A 20086-nucleotide genomic window follows, 5' to 3' on the forward strand; every position below is an offset into this window, starting at 1 on the left:
AGGTCATCTGTAGGGAAATCACCGATGCTTCGGGAATTCTGGCGCGAGTATCATGCGCTCGACAGTTTGATCACGTCAGAGCTAATTCCAACGCTCGTCCGGAAACGGACGAGCGTTTTTTTTAGACCGCCGCCGCCGGGGCTTCGAGCCGCTCGCCATTCACGATCAACGCGCCGCTCTTCGCCAGTTCCTCGGCCAGTTCGCGCAGCAGTTGCGGCCATGCGCTGCGGGGGGCGAGCCGCTGCGCCGCGGCGCGCAGCAATGCAGCGCTTTCGAGCATCGCCAGGAGCGAGTCGAAGGTCATCGCGCGCACTTCCAGCAGCTTGAAGACGATCAGCACCTTGAGCGCGTTTTTCGCGTTGCGGGCAGGGTCCGCGCGCAGCCAGGCGAGGCGCGAGAATGCGCGCTCAAGCGCCGCCTCGACGTTGGCGAACGGTTTGCCGTGGCCCGGAATGACCGCGCGCACGTCGAGCTTCGCGATGGTTTCCAGCACCGCGTGCTGTTCCGCGAAACCGCTTTCCCCATCGAGTTCCGGAAAAATCACGCCGAAGCCGTGTTCCCAAAGCGCATCGGCGCTGATGAGCAGGCGCGGTTCGGCTGCGTAGAGCATCACCGAGTCCGGGTCGTGCCCCGGTGCGCCGATCACCTCCCACTCGAAGCCGCCCAGCGTGAGCCGCTCGCCCGCCGCGAGCGTGCCGGTGAAGGCGAACCGCGGGCAGGTCTGGCCGGTGGCGAGAAAGCTCAAACGCGCCTCGTCCCAGTCGCGCACGACCGGCGCGCTCGCTGCGGGGATCAGCGTGGCGCACGGCCACTGCGCCTGCAGGCTGGCGTTCCCGCCGCAATGATCCGAATGCAGATGCGTGTTGACGATCAGATCGAGGGCGCGCGCGCCTAGCGCGTGGCGCACGAGCGCCAGCGTTTGCCCGGCGTGCGTGGCGTAGCCGGTATCGACGAGTGCGGCGCGCGACTCGTCGATGAGCAATACGTTGTTCGACGACAGCCAGCCGCGCTCGAAAACGCGGATCGATTCGGCAAGCGCGGGCGCGGCGCTCATGCCGGCGGCACTCCCGGGGCATGCGCGGGCTTCGGCATGACGAGAATCGTCGCGTGGCCCACCACGAGCAGTTCGCCGTTCTGGTTCACGGCCTCGCCCGCGAGCTTCACGAGATCGCCGTTCAGGCTCGGCTTCCACCACGCTTGCTCCACGCGCCATTCGAACGTGATCGTGTCGTTCGCATGGGCAGCGCGCTTGAGCTTCATGTCGAATTCGAGCCCGAGCGGTTGCGCGTACTGCGAGTAGTGCGTGGCTAGCAGCGCCATAAAATGCGCGGTGGGTTGCGTGCCCGAAGCGATCAGGCCGCCAAAGCGGCTTTGCGCCGCGTAGGCTTCGTCGTGATGCAACGGGTTCAGGTCATTCACGAGCAGTCCGAACGATTTCACCGATTCGGGCGTGAGCTGAAGCGTCGAGCGGAACGTTTCGCCGACCGTGACGACGCGAGGGGCCGCGTTCATTGTTGTTCTCCTTGCGATGCGAAGCGCCTCGCGACCCATTCGGCGTGCCGTGTCTCGATCGCGTCCCAGACGGCGCGCTTCGCTGCGTCGTCGAGCGTGGACCAGGTGGCAATTTCGTCGATGGTGCGCAGGCAGCCCTCGCACAAGCCGCTGCGCTCGTCCATGCGGCAGATGTTGATGCAAGGCGAGGGCGGCGGCGTGACGGCGCCGCGAGTCGAATTCATGCTCACGCGTCGCGCAGCGCGACGTCCACCACGGGCGCGCCGGTCAGCGCTTCGAGTTCCTGCGGCGAGAGATTGAACACCGCATGCGGATGGCCCGCCGCGGCCCACAGGCTTTCGAGTTCGAACAGATCGGCGTCGATCAGCGTAACGGGCGCCGTGGCGTGGCCGATCGGGCACACGCCGCCAATCGCGTAACCGGTTTTCTCGCGCACGAACTTCGCGTCGGCGCGGCCGATTTCGCCTACGTGCGCGGCCACTTTCTTTTCGTCCACGCGGTTCGCGCCGCTCGCGATCACGAGCACGGGGGCGTCGTCTTCGCGACGGCGGAACAGGATCGATTTGGCGATCTGCGCGACTTCGCAGCCGAGGCCCGCGGCGGCTTCGGCCGAGGTCTTGCCCGTTTCGGGCAGCATCACGACCGGCCTCGCGTGACCGCGCTCGCGCAGCATGAGCGCGACGCGGCGCGCGGAGTCGGGCAGGGCGTCGAGATTATCGAGGGTTTCCGTCATGAGTTGATTTCCTTCGTACTGCGATTCGATAGTCGATGGATCGCGGGGCACCTCGCGGCTCACGAACACGCCGTTTCGCTGCGAGCCTTCGCGAGCAGCGCCTTGCCCGCGCGCGAGACGTTCGCCCGGCCGATGGCATTCGAAATGAAGTCGCCGGCCTCGACAACCTGGTTCAGATCGATGCCGGTATGAATGCCGAGTCCGTTCATGAGGTACAGCACGTCTTCGGTCGCGACATTGCCCGTGGCGCCCTTCGCATACGGGCAGCCGCCAAGCCCCGCCACTGAAGCGTGAAAAATGGCGATGCCTTCTTCGAGCGCCGCGTAGATGTTGGCGAGCGCCTGACCGTAGGTGTCGTGGAAGTGGCCCGAGAGCCGCTCGCGCGGGAACACCTTCGTCACGGCTTCGAACACTTCGTGCACGCGTTTGGCCGTGCCCACGCCGATGGTGTCGGCGATATCGATCTCGTCGCAGCCGAGCGCGGCGAAGCGCTGCACCACGTCGACAACCGACGCGAGGGGCACCTCGCCCTGATACGGACAGCCGAGCGCGCACGACACGCTGCCGCGAATGCGCACGCCGTGCTCTTTCGCGGCTTGCGCGACGGGCGCGAAGCGTTCAATGCTTTCCGCGATCGAGCAGTTGATGTTCTTCTGCGAGAACGCCTCGCTCGCCGCGCCGAAGATCACGATCTCGTCCGCGCGCGCCGCGAGTGCGCCTTCGAAGCCGCGCAAGTTAGGCGTGAGCACCGAGTAAATCGCACCGCTGCGGCGCTCGATGCCGGCCATGACTTCGGCGCCGTCGGCCATCTGCGGAACCCACTTCGGCGAGACGAACGACGCGGCCTCGATGTTCGGAAAGCCCGCGGCCGAAAGCCGGTTGATGAGTTCGACCTTCGTTGCGGTGGCAACGAATTCCTTCTCGTTCTGCAGTCCGTCGCGCGGGCCGACTTCGACGATCTTTACGGCGGCGGGTAGGTTGGGTAATGCCATTGCCTTGTCTCCAGCGAATATTTGAAATGATTCGGGGTGCTCAGTAACCGCGCCCGACATGCACGACGCCGCTCACGGTTTCGCCGCGAGCGAGCGCGCCGATCTTGTCGGCGACTTGCGAGATCGCTTCGTCCCGCAGCGTGAGCGCCGAACTATGCGGCGTGATGGTGATGCGCGGCTCGCGCCAGAAAAGGTGATCGGGCGGCAGCGGTTCTTCGCGGAATACGTCGAGCGTCGCGGCGGCGAGCGTGCCGCTGGCCAGCGCGTCCAAAAGGTCCTGCTCGTCCAGATGCGTGCCGCGCGCGACGTTCACGAGATACGCGCCGCGCGGGAGCTTGCCGAAGGTGCGCGCGTTGAGCACGCTTTCGGTGTCGGGCGTGGCGGGCAGCAGGTTCACGAGCACCTTGACGCCGCTGAGGAAGGCGTCGAACTGTTCGCCATGCAACTCGCCCGAGTACGTATCGATGCCCTGGATCGTCTTCAGGCTGCGCGAAAAGCCGCGCACGGGCACGCCGAGCGCGGCCACCGCGTGCGCCACCTGCGCGCCCAGTACGCCGAGACCCAGCACGCCCACTGTGAAGGTCTCGTGCGGATGCGGCGCCAGCACGTGCCATTCGCGGCGCGCCTGCGCGAGCGCGTATTCGTCGAAGCGGCGCAGGTAGCGCAGCACGGCGTGCTGGACGTACTCGCTCATCTGCCGGCCCATGCCCGAGTCTTCGAGCCGCACGAGCATGGCGGTGCCCGGCAGCGTGCCTGGCCGCTCGCGTTCGTGGGCGAGGATCGCATCGACGCCCGCGCCCAGATTGAAGATGGCGCGCAGTCCCGGCACGCCGAAAAGCTCGCGCGGCGGGTGCCAGACGACGGCGTAGTCGGCGGGGGCGGTGTCGCCGGGCTGCCACTCGCGCAGATCGGCGTCGGGCAGGGCGCGCGCGAGGCCGTGCAGCCACGCGGAGGCGTCTGTCTGCGGGAACCAGAAAATGATTTTCATGATGGATGAACCTGTCCCTGGTATGCGGGTGTCGCTGGTGGCTCGCTGGCGGCGGCGGGGATCGCGCAGCGTGCACCGGCACCATTCTACTTTTTCAGGCTCGCGGCCGCCGCGCAAATCGCGGCGCGGCGAACGAGGGGCGAGGGCGCCGAAAAGCTAAGCAAAAAAAATTGGTTCGGCGCGCGGGGCTCGCAAGCCATAATCGATTCACGCCGTGTTCCAGCAAGGAAAAAATCATGCTTTCGTGCGCGCAAATGCGTTGGCCGCCCCGCCTCGTCACCGTGCCGGGCCTGCACGGCAGCGACGGCGCTCACTGGCAGAGCTGGCTCGAACGCCAGTTCGCGCGCTCGCTGCGCGCGGAACAGGACGACTGGGACGCGCCCGATCTCGCGATCTGGAGCGCGGCGCTCGCACGGCGCCTCGCGGACGAGCGCGGCCCGTTTTTGCTGGCCGCGCACAGCTTCGGCTGCCTCGTGGCGGCGCATGCGTTGCAGGCAGGCATACTCGGCGAAAAGCTCGGTGAAAACGGCGCCGACATTGCGGGCGTGCTGTTCGTCGCGCCCGCGAGTCCCGAGAAATTCCGTTTCGCCGGGGCGTTCGAGGCGCGGCAGCTTCCGGTACCGTCGATACTCATCGGCAGCGAAACCGATCCGTGGATGCCGCTCGAAGGCGCTCGCGCGCTCGCACAGCAGTTGGGCAGCACGTTCGTGAATCTCGGCGATGCGGGCCACATCAACACGGCGGCAGGCTTCGGCCCGTGGCCGCGCGCGAAGTATTTCGTCGATACGCTGATCCACGGCGCGGCTCCAGGCCGGCTGCGCGACGAGGCGTTCGACCAGAGCGGTCCGGCGTACGCCTGAGGCCAGCCGGAGCAAACGCAGGGCTGCTCAGCGCTTGAGCGCGCCCCGCAACAACCGCGCGGTATGCAGCGCGATCATCCCTTCTTCGTCGGTACGAATCGCGAATACGGGCACGCGGCTTTCGCGCGTGCTCACGCGTTCATTGCCCTGGCTGCTGCCCACTTCGTTGACTTGCGCGTCGACCACGGTGCCGAAGACCGGCGCGAGCCGTTCGCACACCTGCGCGCGGATGGGCGCGGCATGCTCGCCGATACCGGCCGTGAACACGAGTGCGTCGAGCCCGCCGAGCACCACCGCGAGCTTGCCCACCTCCTGAGCGATGCGATACGTATAGAAGTCGATCGCGAGTTTCGCCCGGTCGCTGCCGCTCGCGAGCAATTCGCGCATGTCGCTGCTCAAGCCCGAGAGGCCCTTCAGCCCGGACTCCTGATACAGCACCTTCTCGATGGCGTGGTAATCCATGCCCTTCGCCATCATCCAGAGCACGGCGCCCGCGTCGAGCGCGCCGCAGCGCGTGCCCATGGGCAGGCCGTCGAGCGCGGTGAGGCCCATGGTGGTCTCCACGCTCTTGCCGTCCTTCATCGCGCACAGGCTCGCGCCGTTGCCCAGATGCGCGACGACCACGCGCCCACGCGCGATGTCCGGCGCGACCTGATGGAGGTGCCGCGCGATGTATTCGTACGAGAGGCCGTGAAAGCCGTAGCGCCGCACGCCCTCGCCGTAATAGCTGTACGGCAGCGCGAAAAGCTGCGCCATGATGTCGTTGCCTGCGTGGAACGCGGTGTCGAAGCACGCCACCTGCGGCAACTCGGGCGCGGCCTCGCGCACCGCGCGAATGGCCGCGAGATTGTGCGGCTGATGCAGCGGCGCGAGCGGCGTGAGCGCGTCCAGCTCCTGGATCACTTCGTCGTCGATGAGCACGGCGTCGGCGTAGCGCGCCCCGCCGTGCACCACGCGATGGCCGATCGCGGCGGGCGGCGTATCGCGCAGGCCCACGGCGAGCACGAGGCGCAGTAGGCGAAACGCGGCGTCGTGATCGGCGACCTGGGCGACGGGAAACTTCTCGTCGACGATCAGGCGTCCGTCGGCCATATGCGCTTCCACGCGCGGCGCGACGCCGATGCCTTCGATTTGGCCGCCCGCGCCATGCACCGCGCGCGCGCCGCCCTCCACATGATCGTCCTCGATTACGCGAAACACCGAACACTTGATGCTCGACGACCCCGCATTCACGACGAGCACGACATGGCCTTCGCTGGCCGGATGGGGCTGGACGCTGCTCACAGGATCTCCGTGGCTTTGCGTGCGCGCCGCGCATGCGCGAGCAGCACGGCGATCGCGCAACTGCCGATGCGCGAGCGCACGCTGTCGGCGCGGCTCGTGAGGATGACCGGCACGCGCGCGCCGAGGACGATGCCGGCCGCTTCCGCGCCGGCGAGGAAAGTGAGTTGCTTGGCGAGCATGTTGCCCGCTTCGAGGTCGGGCACGAGCAGGATGTCGGGGTCGCCGGCCACGGGCGAGGTGATGCCCTTGATGCGCGCGGCTTCGGCGCTGATCGCGTTGTCGAAGGCGAGCGGCCCGTCGAGCAGGCCGCCCGTGATCTGGCCGCGGTCGGCCATCTTGCAGAGCGCGGCGGCGTCGATGGTGGAGGGCATCTTCTCGGACACGGTTTCCACGGCGCCGAGAATGGCGACCTTGGGCGTGCCCACGCCCAGCGCGTGCACGAGATCTATCGCGTTGCGCACGATGTCGGCCTTGTCGGCGAGCTTGGGGAAGATGTTGACGGCCGCGTCCGTGATGAAGATCGGCTTGTGGTACGTCGGCACGTCCATCGCGAACACATGCGAGAGGCGGCGCTCGGTGCGCAGGCCGTTCGCGCCGAGCGCGACTTCGTGCAGCAGTTCGTCGCTGTGCAGGCTGCCCTTCATGAGCAGTTCGGCCTGGCCCTCGCGCACGGCGCGCACCGCGAGTTCGGCGGCGGCGTGGCTGTGCGGCGCGTCGATGACGGTAACGCCGTCGAGGCGCAGGTCGGCTTCCTCGGCCACCGCGCGGATCTTCGCTTCGGGGCCGACGAGGATCGGCACGATCAGGCCGAGGTTGGCGGCGTCGAGCGCGCCGGTGAGCGACGACGCGTCGCAGGGATGCGCGACGGCAGTGGGCACGGGCGGGAGGCCGCCGCAACGGGCGAGCAGAACCGAATACTTGTCGGGCGATGACGTCATGGCGGTCTCCGGGCGTTCTCCACTAGACATTTGAACCATGCTGCGGCGCGCAAAGCCGTAACAGTGTAGACCAGCGCGTGGGGCGCGGTCGCCAAGGTGCGCGCCACGCTGGCGCGACATCGTGACGCGCCCGGCAAGGGTGGCGCCGACGCGCCTGTCACGCCGGGTTCACAGCGCGATGCCATCGTGAAGCGGGCATTGGGTGCCGCGCTGCGCCTTGACTTTCGTCAGCGTGCCGCCTAACTTTTTAGATGCCGCAGTGCAGCATGATCTGGCTCTTTTCCTCTCGCGGCCGCGAGGTGCACCAAACGGTGCACGAAGCGCGCGGCCGCCAACGTCTTCCGCCGGCCCGGCGCGTGCTCGCCGCGAGGCGGGCAGGCGCTCCCTCAAAGGAGATTCGTCTCGTGGCAGTTTCCCCCTCCTCGCCCCAGCTTTCGTCGCCGTTCTCGTTTTTGCGTACGCCCGCCCCGGGCGCGTCTTTGTGGCCCTTCGCGCCTTTCTGGCCCGGCGCGGGCGCGCCCGACGAGGAGTCATCGCCCCATACGCCGCTAACCCAGGCGGCTTCGGCCGTGTCGACGGCAGTGACCCGGGCAATCGAATCGGCGCGCGCCGCGCCTGCTGGCGCGCAGCCGCTCTACGACTACCTCTACGACGCGTGGCAGCGCAGCGTCCTCTTTTTCGACGTGCTGCGCGAACGCGGCAACCAGACTTACGTGCACGAACAGGCGGGCATGCCGCCCGTGCTCGCATTCGACTACGAAGTGATCGTCGACGGCCGCGAACTGGCCGATCCCTGCAATTACGCACTCCTGCGCATCAAGCCCGACGAGGACGCGCCGACCGACCCGCGCATGCGCCCGTTCGTCGTGATCGATCCGCGCGCGGGCCACGGCCCGGGCATTGCCGGGTTCAAGATGGATAGCGAAGTGGGCATCGCGTTGCGCAAGGGCCACCCGTGCTACTTCGTGACCTTCTTCCCGGTGCCCTGCGAAACGCAGACGATCCAGTCGGTCGCGCAGGCCGAAGGCGTGTTCGTGCAACGCGTGCGCGAACTGCACCCGGACGCGGACGGCCTGCCCTTCATCATCGGCAACTGCCAGGGCGGCTGGGCCGCGGCGCTGCTCGCGGCGTCCGCACCCGCGCTGGTCGGTCCGCTCATGCTCGCGGGTTCGCCGCTTTCGTACTGGGCCGGCGTGCGTGGCAAGAACCCCATGCGTTATTCGGGCGGCATGCTCGGCGGCTCGTGGATGTCCTCGCTCGCGGCGGACCTGGGCGATGGCCGCTTCGACGGCGCCTGGCTCGTGCAGAACTTCGAGTATCTAAATCCCGCCAACACCTACTGGGGCAAGCTCTACAACCTCTATTCGAAGGTCGATACCGAGCGCGAGCGCTTCCTCGAATTCGAGCGCTGGTGGGGCGGCCATTTCCAGTTGAACCGCGCCGAGATCGACTGGATCGTGCAGAACCTGTTCGTGGGCAATCACCTCACGCGCAACGAGGTGTTCGCGAAGAACGCGCGCGCGCCCGTGGATCTGCGCAACATCCGCACGCCGATCATCGTGCTCGCCTCCTGGGGCGACAACATCACGCCGCCGCAGCAGGCGCTCAACTGGATTCCCGACCTCTACGCGAGCGTCGACGAGATCGTCGCCAACGAGCAGGTGATCGTGTACTGCCTGCACGATAAGGTGGGGCACCTCGGCATCTTCGTTTCGGCGAGCGTGGCCAATAAGGAGCACACCGAACTATTCTCGGCGCTCGACCTGATCGACGTGCTGCCGCCGGGCCTCTACGAAGCGAAGATCACCGACTCGACGCCGGAAGCCGGGCGCCTCGAAGCGCTCGAAGGGCGCTACGAGATCCGCTTCGAGCGCCGCACCATCGACGACGTTCTCGCGCTCGACGACGGCCGCGACGACGAGCAGCCCTTCGAGGTGGTGCGCCGCTTCGCGGAGAACAACCAGCGTCTCTACGACCTGTTCGTTTCGCCGTTCGTGCGCGCGTCGAGCAATGCGTTCAGCGCGCATGCGCTGCGCGAGTCGCATCCGTCGCGCGTGGAGCGCAGCGTGCTGAGCGACGCGAATCCGGCGCTGGGCGTGCTGCCCGCCCTGGCACAAACCGTGCGCGGGCACCGCAGGCCGGTCGCGCCCGACAATCCGTTCACGCTGCTCGAAAAGCAGGCGTCGGCCACCATCGAGGCGTCGTGGGACGCGTACCGCGACGCGCGCGACGCGTGGATCGAAAGCACCTTCTACAACGTCTACACCGCGCCCTGGGTGCAGGCGTGGGTCGGCGTGACGCCCAACCAGCCGCTCGAACCCATCGCGCCGCCGCTCATGGCGCTGCGCAAGGAACTCGCGCAGTACCGCCTGCGCGCGGCGCGCGCGCATCTCGCCAAAGGCACGCTCGTCGACGCGTTCATGCGCATTGCCGCGTACATCGTCGACGAAATGCATACGGTGCAGTACCGGCCGTTCCAGCGCATGCGCGAACTCGCGCGCGAGTACCTCGGCGATCGCCAGCCGACCATCGCCGAACTGAAGGAATCCGCGCGCCGCCAGGGCGCGATCGTGCAACTCGACCCGCAGGCCGCCATCGACGCACTGCCCGAGATCGTGCCCGACATGAAGTTGCGCCGGGCGCTGCTGGCGGCCGTCTACCGCATCGCGACCGTGTCGGCGCCGCTCGAAGGCGAGCGGCGCGAGCGCTATCGCCATGTTCAGCGCGCGCTGGGCGTCGAGCCGGGCAGCGAGAAGTCGGGCTTGCCGCCGCTCGATGACGGCGGGTCGTCGTCGCAAGGCGAGGGCGGTGGCGAGGGCGGCGTTGGCGGCGATGTGGCGGGTGCGGCCGCCGAAGGCAGCGCAGTGCAGGGCGCGAAGGCCGCCGCCAAACCGGCTGCGCGCCGCCCGCGTGCGGCGTCCAAGCCCCCGGCCACGCGGGCTGCCGGCACGGCGGCCGCGCGCCGACGCGCCACGCGTAGCGCGGGCGAGTAGTCATCCACCGCGAGGTCAGCCATGCACACCCCTCCCGAACGGCCGCTCGCCGGCATGCGCGCGCTCGTTACCGGCGTGGCCAACGCCGATTCCATCGCCTACGGCTGCGCGCGCGCATTCGCCGATCTCGGCGCGCAACTCGCCGTGACCTATCTCAACGACAAGGCCCGGCATTACGTCGAGCCGCTCGCCAACGAACTGGGCGCGCAACTGCTGCTGCCGCTGAACGTCGAGGAAGACGGGCAACTCGACGCCGTATTCGACGCCGTGCGCGACACGTGGGGCTCGCTCGACATCGTGCTGCACTCCATCGCCTATGCGCCGAAGGAAGATCTGCAGGGCGGCCTGCTCGATTCATCGGCAAAGGGCTTCGCCTATGCGATGGACGTGTCGTGCCACTCGTTCATCCGCATGGCGAAGCGCGCCGCGCCGCTCATGCCGCACGGCGGCACGCTCTTCGCGATGAGCTACGACGGCGCGAACCGCGTCGTGCCCAACTACAACCTCATGGGTCCGGTGAAGGCGGCGCTGGAAGCGTCGTGCCGTTATCTCGCGTTCGAACTCGGGCCGCTCGGCATTCGCGTGCACGCCATCTCGCCGGGACCGCTCAAGACGCGCGCGGCCTCGGGCCTGCCCGACTTCGACCGCATGCTCGCCGAGGCCGTGGACCGCGCGCCGCTTGGCGAACTCGTCGACATCATGGACGTGGGCTACGCAACCGCCTATCTCGCCACGCGTTACGCGCGCCGCATGAGCGGCAACACCGTGTACATCGACGGCGGCGCGCACATCATGGCGTAAAAACACGTCCAAAGCCCTTAGCACGAAAGCCGCAAAGCAAAGCTTGCATCGGTATAAGCCGTGCGCCCCGGCTCGCTAGAATCGAGCGTTCGGTCTGCTTACGAATTCACGCAGGCCGTAACGACTTTCAACGACAGACGGGGATCACCATGGCAGGTTTGGGACGCACGGCGCGCTGGCTCGGCGCGGGCATCGTCGCATTGAGTGCAGTGGCGGCGCATGCCGAAACGTCGCTGCTGAACGTTTCGTACGACGTGACGCGCGAGCTGTACAAGGACATCGACGCGAGCTTCATCGCCGACTATCAGAAGAAGACCGGCGAAACGCTGTCGATCCGGCAGTCGCACGGCGCTTCGAGCGCGCAGGCGCTCTCTGTGCTGCAAGGTCTGCAAGCCGACGTCGTGACGATGAACCAGCCCAACGACATCGACCTGCTCGCGCAACAAGGCCATCTGGTGCCGGCGAACTGGCGCACGCGCCTGCCCGACGCGAGCGCGCCCTATACGACGACGATGGTGTTCCTTGTGCGCAAGGGCAACCCGAAGCACATCAAGGACTGGGACGATCTCGCGAAGCCCGGCGTGCAGGTCGTGATCGCCAATCCGAAGACGTCGGGTAACGGCCGCTATGCATATCTGGCCGCGTGGGGCTATCGCAAGCAGCAGGGCGCGAGCGACGCGCAGGCGCTCGACTTCGAGCGCGCGCTGCTCAAGAACGTGCCGGTGCTCGATGCGGGCGGCCGGGGCGCGACGACGACCTTTACGCAGCGCGACATTGGCGACGTGCTCGTGACCTTCGAAAACGAAGTGGCGCTCATCGACACGGGCGTCGGTGCGAAGGACTTCGAAGCGGTTTATCCGTCGGTGAGCCTGCTGGCGGAGCCGCCGGTGACGATCGTCGACAAGGTGGTGGACAAGCGCGGCACACGCAAGACCGCGCAGGCGTACCTCGACTATCTGTACTCGCCCGCCGCGCAGGAGATCATCGCGCAGCACCATCTGCGTCCGCGCGATGCCGCCGTACTCGCGAAGCACGCCAGCGAGTTCAGGCCGATCAAGACCTTCACGGTCGAGCAGGTGTTCGGTAGCTGGCAGAACGCGCAAGCCACGCATTTCGCCGATGGCGGCACGTTCGATCAGATCGTCGCGGACCGCAAGTAACGCGCGCCGCGTAAAACGGGCGGTGCAAGAAAAAGCGCCTCGCGGTTTGCGAGGCGCCTGGCTTTTCAGGCTACGAATTTAGTACCAGCCGCGATGGCCGTACCACTCGTGGCGGCCGTACCAGCGATGGCCGTCCCAGTAGCGGTCGCCGTGCCAGCCGACCACGACGGCCGGCGCGTAGCCGACGCGCACGGGCGGCGCGACGTACACCGGACGCGGCGCGACATAAACAGGCGCGGGCGCGACATAAACCGGAGCGGGCACGCCGACGTTCAGGCCGACCACCACACCGGCCATCGCGGTTTGCGAGGCCGCCAGGACGAGCGCTCCAGCACCCAGCGCGGCAAAGAGTTTGTTTTTCATTTTGAGCCCCTTCGGTTGATTCGACGCCTCCAATGTAGCCAGGCGCTCGCCCGCTTGAGTTACCAAACTGCAACAAACTGCGCGCGAATTTTACGGGCGGAAAGGGGCGGAAAGGCTGCCCGGCCCCTGTGGCGGGGCCTCCGCTCGTTCGTCGCGTGCGGCGGTGTTTCAATTCGTGATTGTCAGGGCAGGTCTGTAATCGGCGCGCCGGGCGAAAACACCCGGCGCGCCTGCCGTTACTGCACGGCGACGCCCGCGAAGTTCTGGCGTCCGAACGGGCTCACCTGATAGCCGCTTACGTTCGTGCGCGTGATCGCCGCGGCGGTGGGGTAGCCGAGCGGAATCCACAGCGCCTGGTCGTGGATGATCTGCTGTGCGGCTTCGTAGAGCTTCACGCGTTTGGCCTGATCGGCGGTGGCCTTGCCGTCGGCGATCAGTTTGTCGAGCTGCGGGTCGCAAAAGCGCGCGAAGTTGATGCCCGACTGCACCGCATTGCAGCTAAAGAGCGGCGAGAGATAGTTGTCGGGGTCGCCGTTGTCGCCGGCCCAGCCCATGAAGAGCGTGTCGTGCTGGCCCTGCTTCGCCTGCTTGATCAGCTCGCCCCACTCGATCACCTTGATCTCGGCCTTCACGCCGATCTTCGCGAAATCGGCCTGCAAAAGCTCCGCGCCCGCGCGCGGATTCGGGTTCAGCACGCTGCCGTTCGGGCGCACCCAGATCGTCGTCGAGAAGCCGTTGGGGAAGCCCGCATCGGCGAGCAGTTGCTTCGCCTTCGCCGGGTCGTACGGGTACGGCTGGATCGACTTGTCGTAGCCCCAGGTGATGGGCGGCCAGGGGTTCGTCGCGGGCGTCGCCGTGTTATCGAAAATCGCCTTGAGATACGTCGTGCGGTCGAACGCCATGTTCAGCGCCTGGCGCACCTTCTGGTTGTCGAGCGGCTTCTTCTGCGTGTTGAGCGCGACGAACGCCGTCATGAACGCGGGCGTTTGCACCACCTTGAGCGACTTGTCGCTCTTCGCGCCGGCCACGTCCTGGGGCTTGGGCGAGAGCGCGATCTGGCATTCGCCGGCCTTCACCTTCTGCGCGCGCACGGCGGCGTCGGGCGTGATCGCGTAGATCAGGCGATCCACCTTCGGCTTCGGCCCCCAGTAGGTGGGGTTCACGTCGTAGCGGATCAGCGCGTCCTTCGTGTAGCTCTTCAGCGAGAACGGGCCCGTGCCCACCGGCTTCGCGTTGAGGTCGACCTGCTTGCCGGCCTTGAGCAACTGGTCGGCGTACTCGGCCGAATAGATCGACGCGAAACCCATCGTGAGGATCGAGAGGAACGTCGCGTTCGGCTCGTTGAGTTCGAACTTCACCGTGTTCGCATCGACCTTCGTGACCGACTTCACGAGCTTCACGAGGCCCATCGACTGCGCGTGCGGAAAGCCGCTCGCGCCCGCCACCTTGTGCCACGGATTGTTCGCGTCGAGCATGCGATCGAACGTGAAGACCACGTCGTCGGCGTTAAGCGTGCGCGTGGGCTTGAACCATTCGGTCGTCTGGAACGCCACGTTGGGCCGCAGATGGAACGTGTAGGTCAGGCCGTCGGCGCTCACTTCCCATTTGTCCGCGAGCGAGGGCACGACCTTCTTCTGCGCTTCGTCGTAGGCCACGAGCGAATTGAAGATGACGTCGGCGGACGCGTTGGTCGTGACGAGCGAGTTGAACTGCACGACGTCGAAGCCGTCGGGGCTCGACTCGGTGCAGACCGTCAGCGGTTTGGCGAGCGCGGGCGTGGCCGCGAACGCGCAAGCGGCGCCAAGCGCGCTCGCGAGCACGAGCCGAGGCACAAGCGTGGGCGAGGTGAAACGCATGGGATCTCCGTGGTTCTTCGGTGGCGGCCGGCGCCCGTTTTTTTGAGTCAGGAGAGGCGAGAAGGCTATGAAGCGATGAAGGGCGCCTGGACGAGCCCAAGCTTATCGAAGGGAATTTGCCGAGACAACAATTTAATCCACATACCCATATGGCATGGGGATGCCGGCTATTCAGTGGCTTGCCGCGCGCGGCTTGCGCGGCGCTTTTTCGAACACGCGGTCGTACACCCAGCGCGGCAGCGCGCGCAGCATCGTGGCGGCCACGCGCATCGGCCAGGGGAACACCGCGAACGCGGCGCCGCGCGCGATGGCTTGCGCGGCCTTCGCGGCGAACTGGTCGGCATCCATCAGGAAGGGCATGCGGTAGGGATTCTTCGCCGTCATGGGCGTGCGGATGTAGCCCGGCGCGATGGTGACCACGGGCACGCCGAACGGGCGCATTTCCACGCGCAGCGCTTCGAGATAGGCGAACGCCGCGGCCTTCGAGGCGCTGTACGCGCCGGAGCCCGGCAAGCCGCGCACGCCGGCCACGCTCGCAATGCCCACGAGCGTGCCGCGTCTCGCCTTCGCCATGGCCGAGGCAAACGGCTCGAAGGTGGCGACCATGCCGAAGTAGTTGGTGTCCATCACGTCGCGGAACGTGGCGAGATCGCCTTCGCCCGTGAGCGCGCCGCGGCTTACGCCCGCATTGGCGATCACGACGTCGGGCATGCCGTGCTGTGCGATGAAGTCGCGCGCGGCGGCGGCGAGCGCATCGGCGTCGCGCACGTCGGCGCTATAGATGGAGATGGCGTGACCGGCATGGGACTGCCGGAAGGCGGCAAGGGCCTCGCCGCGCCGCGCGACGAGCCCGAGGATCGCGCCCTGCCGCGCGTATTCGGCTGCGAGCGCGGCGCCAATGCCGCTCGACGCGCCGGTGATGAAGACCTTCAGTGGCGCGCTTTGCGTGGCCTCGCGTGTCAAATCCGGCCTCACATCTTCTTTGCGCGGATTTGCGAGACGATGAAGTCCATCACCTGGAGCGTGGCCGGCAGCGCCTTGTCTTCCGGACCCTGGACCATGGCCGGGCCGGTTTCGTACTTGCCCTGGATGGCGATGGTCGGCACGCCGTCGATCTTGTAGGAATCGAGCAGGGCCTTGTCGCGCTGCAACGCGCTCTGCGTCGAGAACGAGTTGTACGCTTCCATGTACTTCTTCGGATCGACGCCCTGGGTGGCGAGGAACTTCGCCTGGTCTTCCGGCGTGAGCAGATAGTTCTTGTTCACGTGGATTTCGTGGAACACGACCGGCGTGAGCTTCTGGGCGAGGCCGAGCGCGTCGAGCGCGTAGTACATCTTCGAGTGCGGGATGAAATCGTCACGGAATGCCACCGGCACGCGCTTGAACACGACATCCGGGCCCTGCTTCTTGATCCACCCTTCGAGGAACGGGTCGAACGCGTTGCAATGGGGGCAGCCGTACCAGAAGAACTCGATCACCTCGATCTTGCCCGCGGGCACGTCGAGCGGCTGGGGCGCCTTCAGGACCGTGTAGTCCTTGCCCGCCACGGGGGCGGCGGCCGAGGCGTGGGCCGCGCCGGCGATCAGCGAAAGCGAGAGAAAAAGCGTACCTAGAAGTCGTTTCATGGCGTAAGAATTCACTGTTCCTGGGCCGGCGGCGGCCGGTTGTGTGCCGCGAGACGGCGATTACTGTTTCGTGAAGCGGATGACGGCCGTATCGATACCGGCATCGGACAGGCGCTGACGCGTGGAGTTCATGTCGTCGAACTTCGTGAACGGACCGATGCGCACGCGGAAGTACGTCACGCCGCCCGCGTCGCGCTGCGTCACCTTCGATTCGAAGCCCTGGAACGCGAGGCGCGCGCGCTGCTGCTCGGCGTCGCCCGACGTCTTGTACGCGCCCACCTGCAGGAAGTAGCCGGTGTTGGCGTCGCCCGCCGCGGGCGCCGCGCTGCCGGGCTTGGCGGCCGGAGGCGTGGGCACCGCATTGGCAGGCTTTTGCGGCTGGTTGCCCGCGAGGATCTGCGCCGGGTTGCTCGCGGTGTTGCCGTTCGTGCCGTTCGCGCCGTTTGAATTGCTGGCCGATTGCGGCTTCTTCGCGATGGCCGTGCCGCCCGTGACGGTTTCACCCGTCGAGGGCTGCGGCGCGACGGCCACGCCGTTGTTGTTGGCGGCGTTGTTGTTCGCACCCGAGGGCGGCACCTCGACGATCTGCGGCTCTTCGAGCATGCCCGAGGACTGCGACTGGTTCGTGGTCTGGCCCGGCGCCGTGTTGGGCGGCGTGCTTTGCGCGGCCTGCGGCACCGGCTGGCCCGGCGACTTGCCCTGCAGCGCGCGGTTCGGATCGACCTGCTCGTTGTTCTGGCTGACGTCCGAGGCGGCCGGCGGCGCGACCTTCGAGACAAATGGCGTGGGCGCGCGCGTGATATAGAGCGCCACCACCACCGCGATCGCAAGGCCGACAATCAGGCCCAGCACGATGCCGAGAAAGGTTCCCCCGGACTGCTTCGACTGCTGTTTTGTAGTGCGGCGCGGTTTTGCCATCGTCTGAATCACCTGCAAACAAGAGAATCCTGGAATGGCCGTCCGCGCGAGGCGGCGGCCCCAAACATGCTGCTGTGCGAGCGTCTCGTTACATGCGCTCCGGCGCGGACACGCCGATCACGGCCAGGCCGTTCGCGAGAACCCGGCGCGTGGCCGCGAGAAGGGCGACGCGGGCATCGCGCTCGGCGACGTCGTCGACGAGAACGCGTTCGGCATTGTAGAACGAGTGAAACTCAGCGGCGAGGTCGCGCAGGTAGAACGCCACCGCGTGCGGCGCGAGTTCGCTGGCCGCATGCGTGAGCATGTCGGGGAATTCGCCGAGTTTCGCGATGAGGGCGAGCGCGCGTTCGCTCGAAAGCGGCGCGAGATCGACCTTGGGCAGCGCGGCCGCATCGCCGCCGAACTTGCCTTGCCAGTCGCCGAGGATCGACGAGATGCGCGCGTGCGCGTATTGCACGTAGTACACGGGGTTTTCGTCGTTTTCCTTCAGCGCGAGGTCGATGTCGAACACGAATTCGGTGTCGGCCTTGCGCGAGATGAGGAAAAAGCGCACGGCGTCGCGCCCGCGGCGGATGGTCGCTTCGTCGAGCAGATCGGGCGAGACTTCGCTGCCTGCGGGGTCCACATCGGCGCCGCCCGACCATTCGATCAGGTCGCGCACCGTCACGTAGCTGCCCGCGCGCTTGGAGATCTTGACCTCCTGGCCGTCGCGCATCACCGTGACCATCTTGTGCAGCACGTAGTCGGGATAGCCCTTCGGAATGCCGACGCCGAGCGCCTGCAGCCCCGCGCGCACGCGTGCGATGGTGCCGTGGTGGTCGGAGCCCTGGACGTTGATGACCTTCGTGAAGCCGCGCTCCCACTTCGTGACGTGATAGGCCACGTCGGGCAGGAAGTAGGTGTACGTGCCGTCGGACTTGCGCATCACGCGGTCCTTGTCGTCGCCGTAGTCGGTGGTCTTGAGCCACAGCGCGCCTTCCTGCTCGTAGGTCTCGCCCGAGGCGACCAGCGCCTCGACGGTCTTCTCGACGCGGCCTTCCTTGTACAGCGACGATTCGAGGTAGTAGCGGTCGAACTTCACGCCGAACGCCTGCAGGTCGAGATCCTGCTCGTGGCGCAGATAGGCCACGGCGAAGCGGCGGATCGCTTCGAGGTTCTCCGGGTCCTTCTCGCCCGTGACGGGTTCGCCGTCCTTGGCCGCGACGGTTTCGCCGGCGAGGTAGTCGCGCGCGATGTCGGCGATGTATTCGCCGTTGTAGGCGGCCTCGGGCCATTCGGCGTCGCCGGGCTTGAGGCCGCGCGCGCGCGCCTGGGTGGACACCGCGAGGTTGCCGATCTGCACGCCCGCGTCGTTGTAGTAGAACTCGCGGTGCACGTCATAGCCCTGCGAGGCGAGCACGTTCGAAACCGCGTCGCCGAGCGCCGCCTGGCGGCCGTGGCCCACGTGCAGCGGGCCCGTGGGATTCGCCGAGACGAACTCGACGAGCACGCGCTTGCCCGCTTCGCGCTGCGAGCGGCCGAACGCCTCGCCCTGCTCGAACACGGCGCCGATCACAGCGCGCTTCGCCTGGGCGGTGAGACGCAGGTTAATGAAGCCGGGGCCGGCCACTTCCGCCGCCTCGACGAGGCCGGCGGCCTCGGGCTGGGCGAGCACGGCGTCGACGATCTGCTGGGCGAGCTGGCGCGGATTCGCGCGCATGGGCTTGGCGAGCTGCATGGCGACGTTGCAGGCGACGTCGCCGTGTGCGGCGACCTTCGGACGCTCGAGCGTGATGGCGGGCACGATGAATGCGGCTTCGCTCGCGCCTTCGGTGGCCTTTGCTACCTGGGCGACGGCCTGCGCGAGCAGGGTCTCCAGGGTGTGTTTCTGTGCGGGCAGCATGCTGGTTGCAAGTCCTGTGCGGGTAAGGGGATGCGGGGCCGGCGCCGAGGGTGCGCCCTCAGGCTGCCGGCGCGGACCGCCGGATACGGGTGAGGGCGCCGGCCTTGCGGCGGACCGCCTCTCGTGCGCCAGTGCGCGGGCGGCCTCGTTGCGGCAGGCGGCGTGGCGGCGTCCGTGACGTCGGAATGTCCGGGCACCGCACCCTGCGGGTAATTCCGTCCTGACGGATTTTAGCAGGTGCTAATATGTGAAATGAGGTAGCGCGACAGGGGCCGCCTTGGCCCGCCTGCTTCGCAGGCCGCAGCGTCGCGCGCAGATCCAAAAAATCATAAAGGGAACAGACATGCTGGTTACTTTCAAATGTCACGCGGCACCTGATGTCACGATGCTGGAGAACCTCGCGCAATACCTTCTCGGCATCATCGGCAAGCGGCTCGGCCCGCGCGGGGTGATTACCCACGACGAACTCGACGCCGCCATCGGCAAGCTCGAAGCGGCGATCGCCACGGACAAGAAAGAGCGCCACGAGCAGGAAGGCCACTTCCACGAAGACGAAGACGACCACGCCCATCACGAACTGCCGGTCGGCCTCGCGCAACGCGCCTTTCCTTTCCTCGACATGCTGCGCGCCGCGAAGAAGGAAGAGAACGACGTGCTCTGGGGCGTTTGAAAGGGCGTCTGAAACCCCTTTGATGTTCACGAAAGAGCCCGCAATTTGCGGGCTCTTTGCTTTGGTTCATCTTCGGCGCGCGTGACTACGCGTGACTCCGCGTGATTCCGCGCGACACGTTACTCGCTGGCGGCCGCCGGTTCGTCAGCGGAAGCCGCCGACTTCTTCGCCTTCTTTTTCTTCGGCTTCTTCACATGCTTTTCGGTGGGCGCCGAATACGACGTCGCCGGGCTCGCCTGCTCCGGGGCGGACGCCGGCTGGGCGAACGACGGCTGCGCAAGCGCTGCGACGCCGAAGGCGGTCAACATCAACATCAGCTTCTTCATACGATTTCTCCGTCGAGGTTGCTTCGATTTTGCGTTTTAAGGATTTGCTGATGATCGAGCCGGCGGTGGCGTTGCCGCGCGCGGCCAGCGTCATGCAGGTCTTTCCGGGCCATGCAGGTCATGCGGGGTCTTGCCAGGCCATCTTACAAAGCCGAAAAATTGCGCGCGCGTAATTTCCACCTTGC

General features: G+C 66.9%; 20 protein-coding genes. 5 read left to right on the top strand and 15 right to left on the bottom strand.

The window, feature by feature from the left end; translation table 11 throughout:
- Positions 1 to 121: 121 nt before the first annotated feature.
- The 6 genes from U5768_RS18560 to U5768_RS18585 are packed head-to-tail and all read right to left on the bottom strand — an operon-like array spanning position 122 to position 4225.
- Positions 122 to 1054 carry an MBL fold metallo-hydrolase gene (locus tag U5768_RS18560; protein WP_322031859.1) on the bottom strand — a complete coding sequence of 311 codons (933 nt, stop codon included), beginning with the start codon at positions 1052 to 1054 and terminating at the stop codon, positions 122 to 124.
- Positions 1051 to 1512, bottom strand: coding sequence for a MaoC family dehydratase (locus U5768_RS18565; RefSeq protein WP_322031860.1), 462 nt, complete (start codon positions 1510 to 1512; stop codon positions 1051 to 1053). The genes U5768_RS18560 and U5768_RS18565 overlap by 4 nt, the downstream gene beginning before the upstream one ends.
- A complete protein-coding gene (locus tag U5768_RS18570; RefSeq protein WP_322031861.1) occupies positions 1509 to 1736 on the bottom strand; it encodes a DUF1289 domain-containing protein in 228 nt (75 codons plus the stop codon). The genes U5768_RS18565 and U5768_RS18570 overlap by 4 nt, the downstream gene beginning before the upstream one ends.
- Positions 1737 to 1738: 2 nt before the next feature.
- Positions 1739 to 2245, bottom strand: coding sequence for a YbaK/EbsC family protein (locus U5768_RS18575; RefSeq protein ID WP_322031862.1), 507 nt, complete (start codon positions 2243 to 2245; stop codon positions 1739 to 1741).
- A 59-nt stretch (positions 2246 to 2304) separates the two neighbouring features.
- Positions 2305 to 3237 (bottom strand): hydroxymethylglutaryl-CoA lyase, encoded by a 933-nt coding sequence (locus U5768_RS18580; protein WP_322031863.1) that lies wholly within the window; start codon positions 3235 to 3237, stop codon positions 2305 to 2307.
- 40 nt (positions 3238 to 3277) lie between these two features.
- Positions 3278 to 4225: a glyoxylate/hydroxypyruvate reductase A gene (locus tag U5768_RS18585; protein ID WP_322031864.1), complete on the bottom strand. Its 948-nt coding sequence runs from the start codon at positions 4223 to 4225 to the stop codon at positions 3278 to 3280.
- 236 nt (positions 4226 to 4461) lie between these two features.
- Between U5768_RS18585 and U5768_RS18590 the strand changes: the two genes are divergently transcribed.
- Positions 4462 to 5085 carry an alpha/beta hydrolase gene (locus tag U5768_RS18590; RefSeq protein ID WP_322031865.1) on the top strand — a complete coding sequence of 208 codons (624 nt, stop codon included), beginning with the start codon at positions 4462 to 4464 and terminating at the stop codon, positions 5083 to 5085.
- A 27-nt stretch (positions 5086 to 5112) separates the two neighbouring features.
- On the opposite strand, the gene U5768_RS18595 is transcribed toward U5768_RS18590, so the two are convergent.
- Positions 5113 to 6369 (bottom strand): acetate/propionate family kinase, encoded by a 1257-nt coding sequence (locus tag U5768_RS18595; RefSeq protein ID WP_322031866.1) that lies wholly within the window; start codon positions 6367 to 6369, stop codon positions 5113 to 5115.
- Positions 6366 to 7307, bottom strand: coding sequence for a bifunctional enoyl-CoA hydratase/phosphate acetyltransferase (locus U5768_RS18600; protein ID WP_322031867.1), 942 nt, complete (start codon positions 7305 to 7307; stop codon positions 6366 to 6368). The genes U5768_RS18595 and U5768_RS18600 overlap by 4 nt, the downstream gene beginning before the upstream one ends.
- A gap of 404 nt (positions 7308 to 7711) precedes the next feature.
- Between U5768_RS18600 and U5768_RS18605 the strand changes: the two genes are divergently transcribed.
- The 3 genes from U5768_RS18605 (at position 7712) to U5768_RS18615 (ending at position 12261) form a co-directional block, all read left to right on the top strand.
- Entirely contained in the window at positions 7712 to 10300 is a 2589-nt protein-coding gene (locus U5768_RS18605) for a DUF3141 domain-containing protein (RefSeq protein WP_322031868.1), read from the top strand.
- Positions 10301 to 10321: 21 nt separating this feature from the next.
- On the top strand, positions 10322 to 11101 hold the full coding sequence (fabI, locus tag U5768_RS18610; protein WP_322031869.1) for an enoyl-ACP reductase FabI: 780 nt from the start codon (positions 10322 to 10324) through the stop codon (positions 11099 to 11101).
- A 149-nt stretch (positions 11102 to 11250) separates the two neighbouring features.
- Positions 11251 to 12261, top strand: coding sequence for a sulfate ABC transporter substrate-binding protein (locus U5768_RS18615; RefSeq protein WP_322031870.1), 1011 nt, complete (start codon positions 11251 to 11253; stop codon positions 12259 to 12261).
- 78 nt (positions 12262 to 12339) lie between these two features.
- Here the strand turns inward: U5768_RS18615 and U5768_RS18620 are convergent, their stop codons facing one another.
- From U5768_RS18620 to argS, 6 genes are all read right to left on the bottom strand, one after another.
- The gene (locus U5768_RS18620; protein WP_322031871.1) at positions 12340 to 12624 is read right to left on the bottom strand and encodes a hypothetical protein; all 285 of its coding nucleotides are present in this window, start codon (positions 12622 to 12624) and stop codon (positions 12340 to 12342) included.
- 236 nt (positions 12625 to 12860) lie between these two features.
- The gene (locus U5768_RS18625) at positions 12861 to 14480 is read right to left on the bottom strand and encodes an ABC transporter substrate-binding protein (protein ID WP_322031872.1); all 1620 of its coding nucleotides are present in this window, start codon (positions 14478 to 14480) and stop codon (positions 12861 to 12863) included.
- Positions 14481 to 14651: 171 nt separating this feature from the next.
- Positions 14652 to 15443: an SDR family oxidoreductase gene (locus U5768_RS18630; RefSeq protein ID WP_322031873.1), complete on the bottom strand. Its 792-nt coding sequence runs from the start codon at positions 15441 to 15443 to the stop codon at positions 14652 to 14654.
- Positions 15444 to 15451: 8 nt separating this feature from the next.
- Positions 15452 to 16105, bottom strand: coding sequence for a thiol:disulfide interchange protein DsbA/DsbL (locus U5768_RS18635; protein WP_322031874.1), 654 nt, complete (start codon positions 16103 to 16105; stop codon positions 15452 to 15454).
- A 60-nt stretch (positions 16106 to 16165) separates the two neighbouring features.
- Positions 16166 to 17041, bottom strand: coding sequence for an SPOR domain-containing protein (locus U5768_RS18640; protein WP_322031875.1), 876 nt, complete (start codon positions 17039 to 17041; stop codon positions 16166 to 16168).
- A gap of 70 nt (positions 17042 to 17111) precedes the next feature.
- Positions 17112 to 18905 (bottom strand): arginine--tRNA ligase, encoded by a 1794-nt coding sequence (argS, locus tag U5768_RS18645; protein ID WP_322031876.1) that lies wholly within the window; start codon positions 18903 to 18905, stop codon positions 17112 to 17114.
- Between the two features lie 343 nt (positions 18906 to 19248).
- On the opposite strand from argS, the gene U5768_RS18650 reads away from it, so the two are divergent.
- On the top strand, positions 19249 to 19575 hold the full coding sequence (locus U5768_RS18650) for a DUF1840 domain-containing protein (RefSeq protein ID WP_322031877.1): 327 nt from the start codon (positions 19249 to 19251) through the stop codon (positions 19573 to 19575).
- 144 nt (positions 19576 to 19719) lie between these two features.
- On the opposite strand, the gene U5768_RS18655 is transcribed toward U5768_RS18650, so the two are convergent.
- Positions 19720 to 19995, bottom strand: coding sequence for a hypothetical protein (locus U5768_RS18655; protein ID WP_322031878.1), 276 nt, complete (start codon positions 19993 to 19995; stop codon positions 19720 to 19722).
- Between the last annotated feature and the right edge of the window lie 91 nt (positions 19996 to 20086).

The sequence above is a fragment of the Paraburkholderia sp. J76 genome (genome assembly GCF_905220295.1).
Classification (GTDB): domain Bacteria; phylum Pseudomonadota; class Gammaproteobacteria; order Burkholderiales; family Burkholderiaceae; genus Paraburkholderia.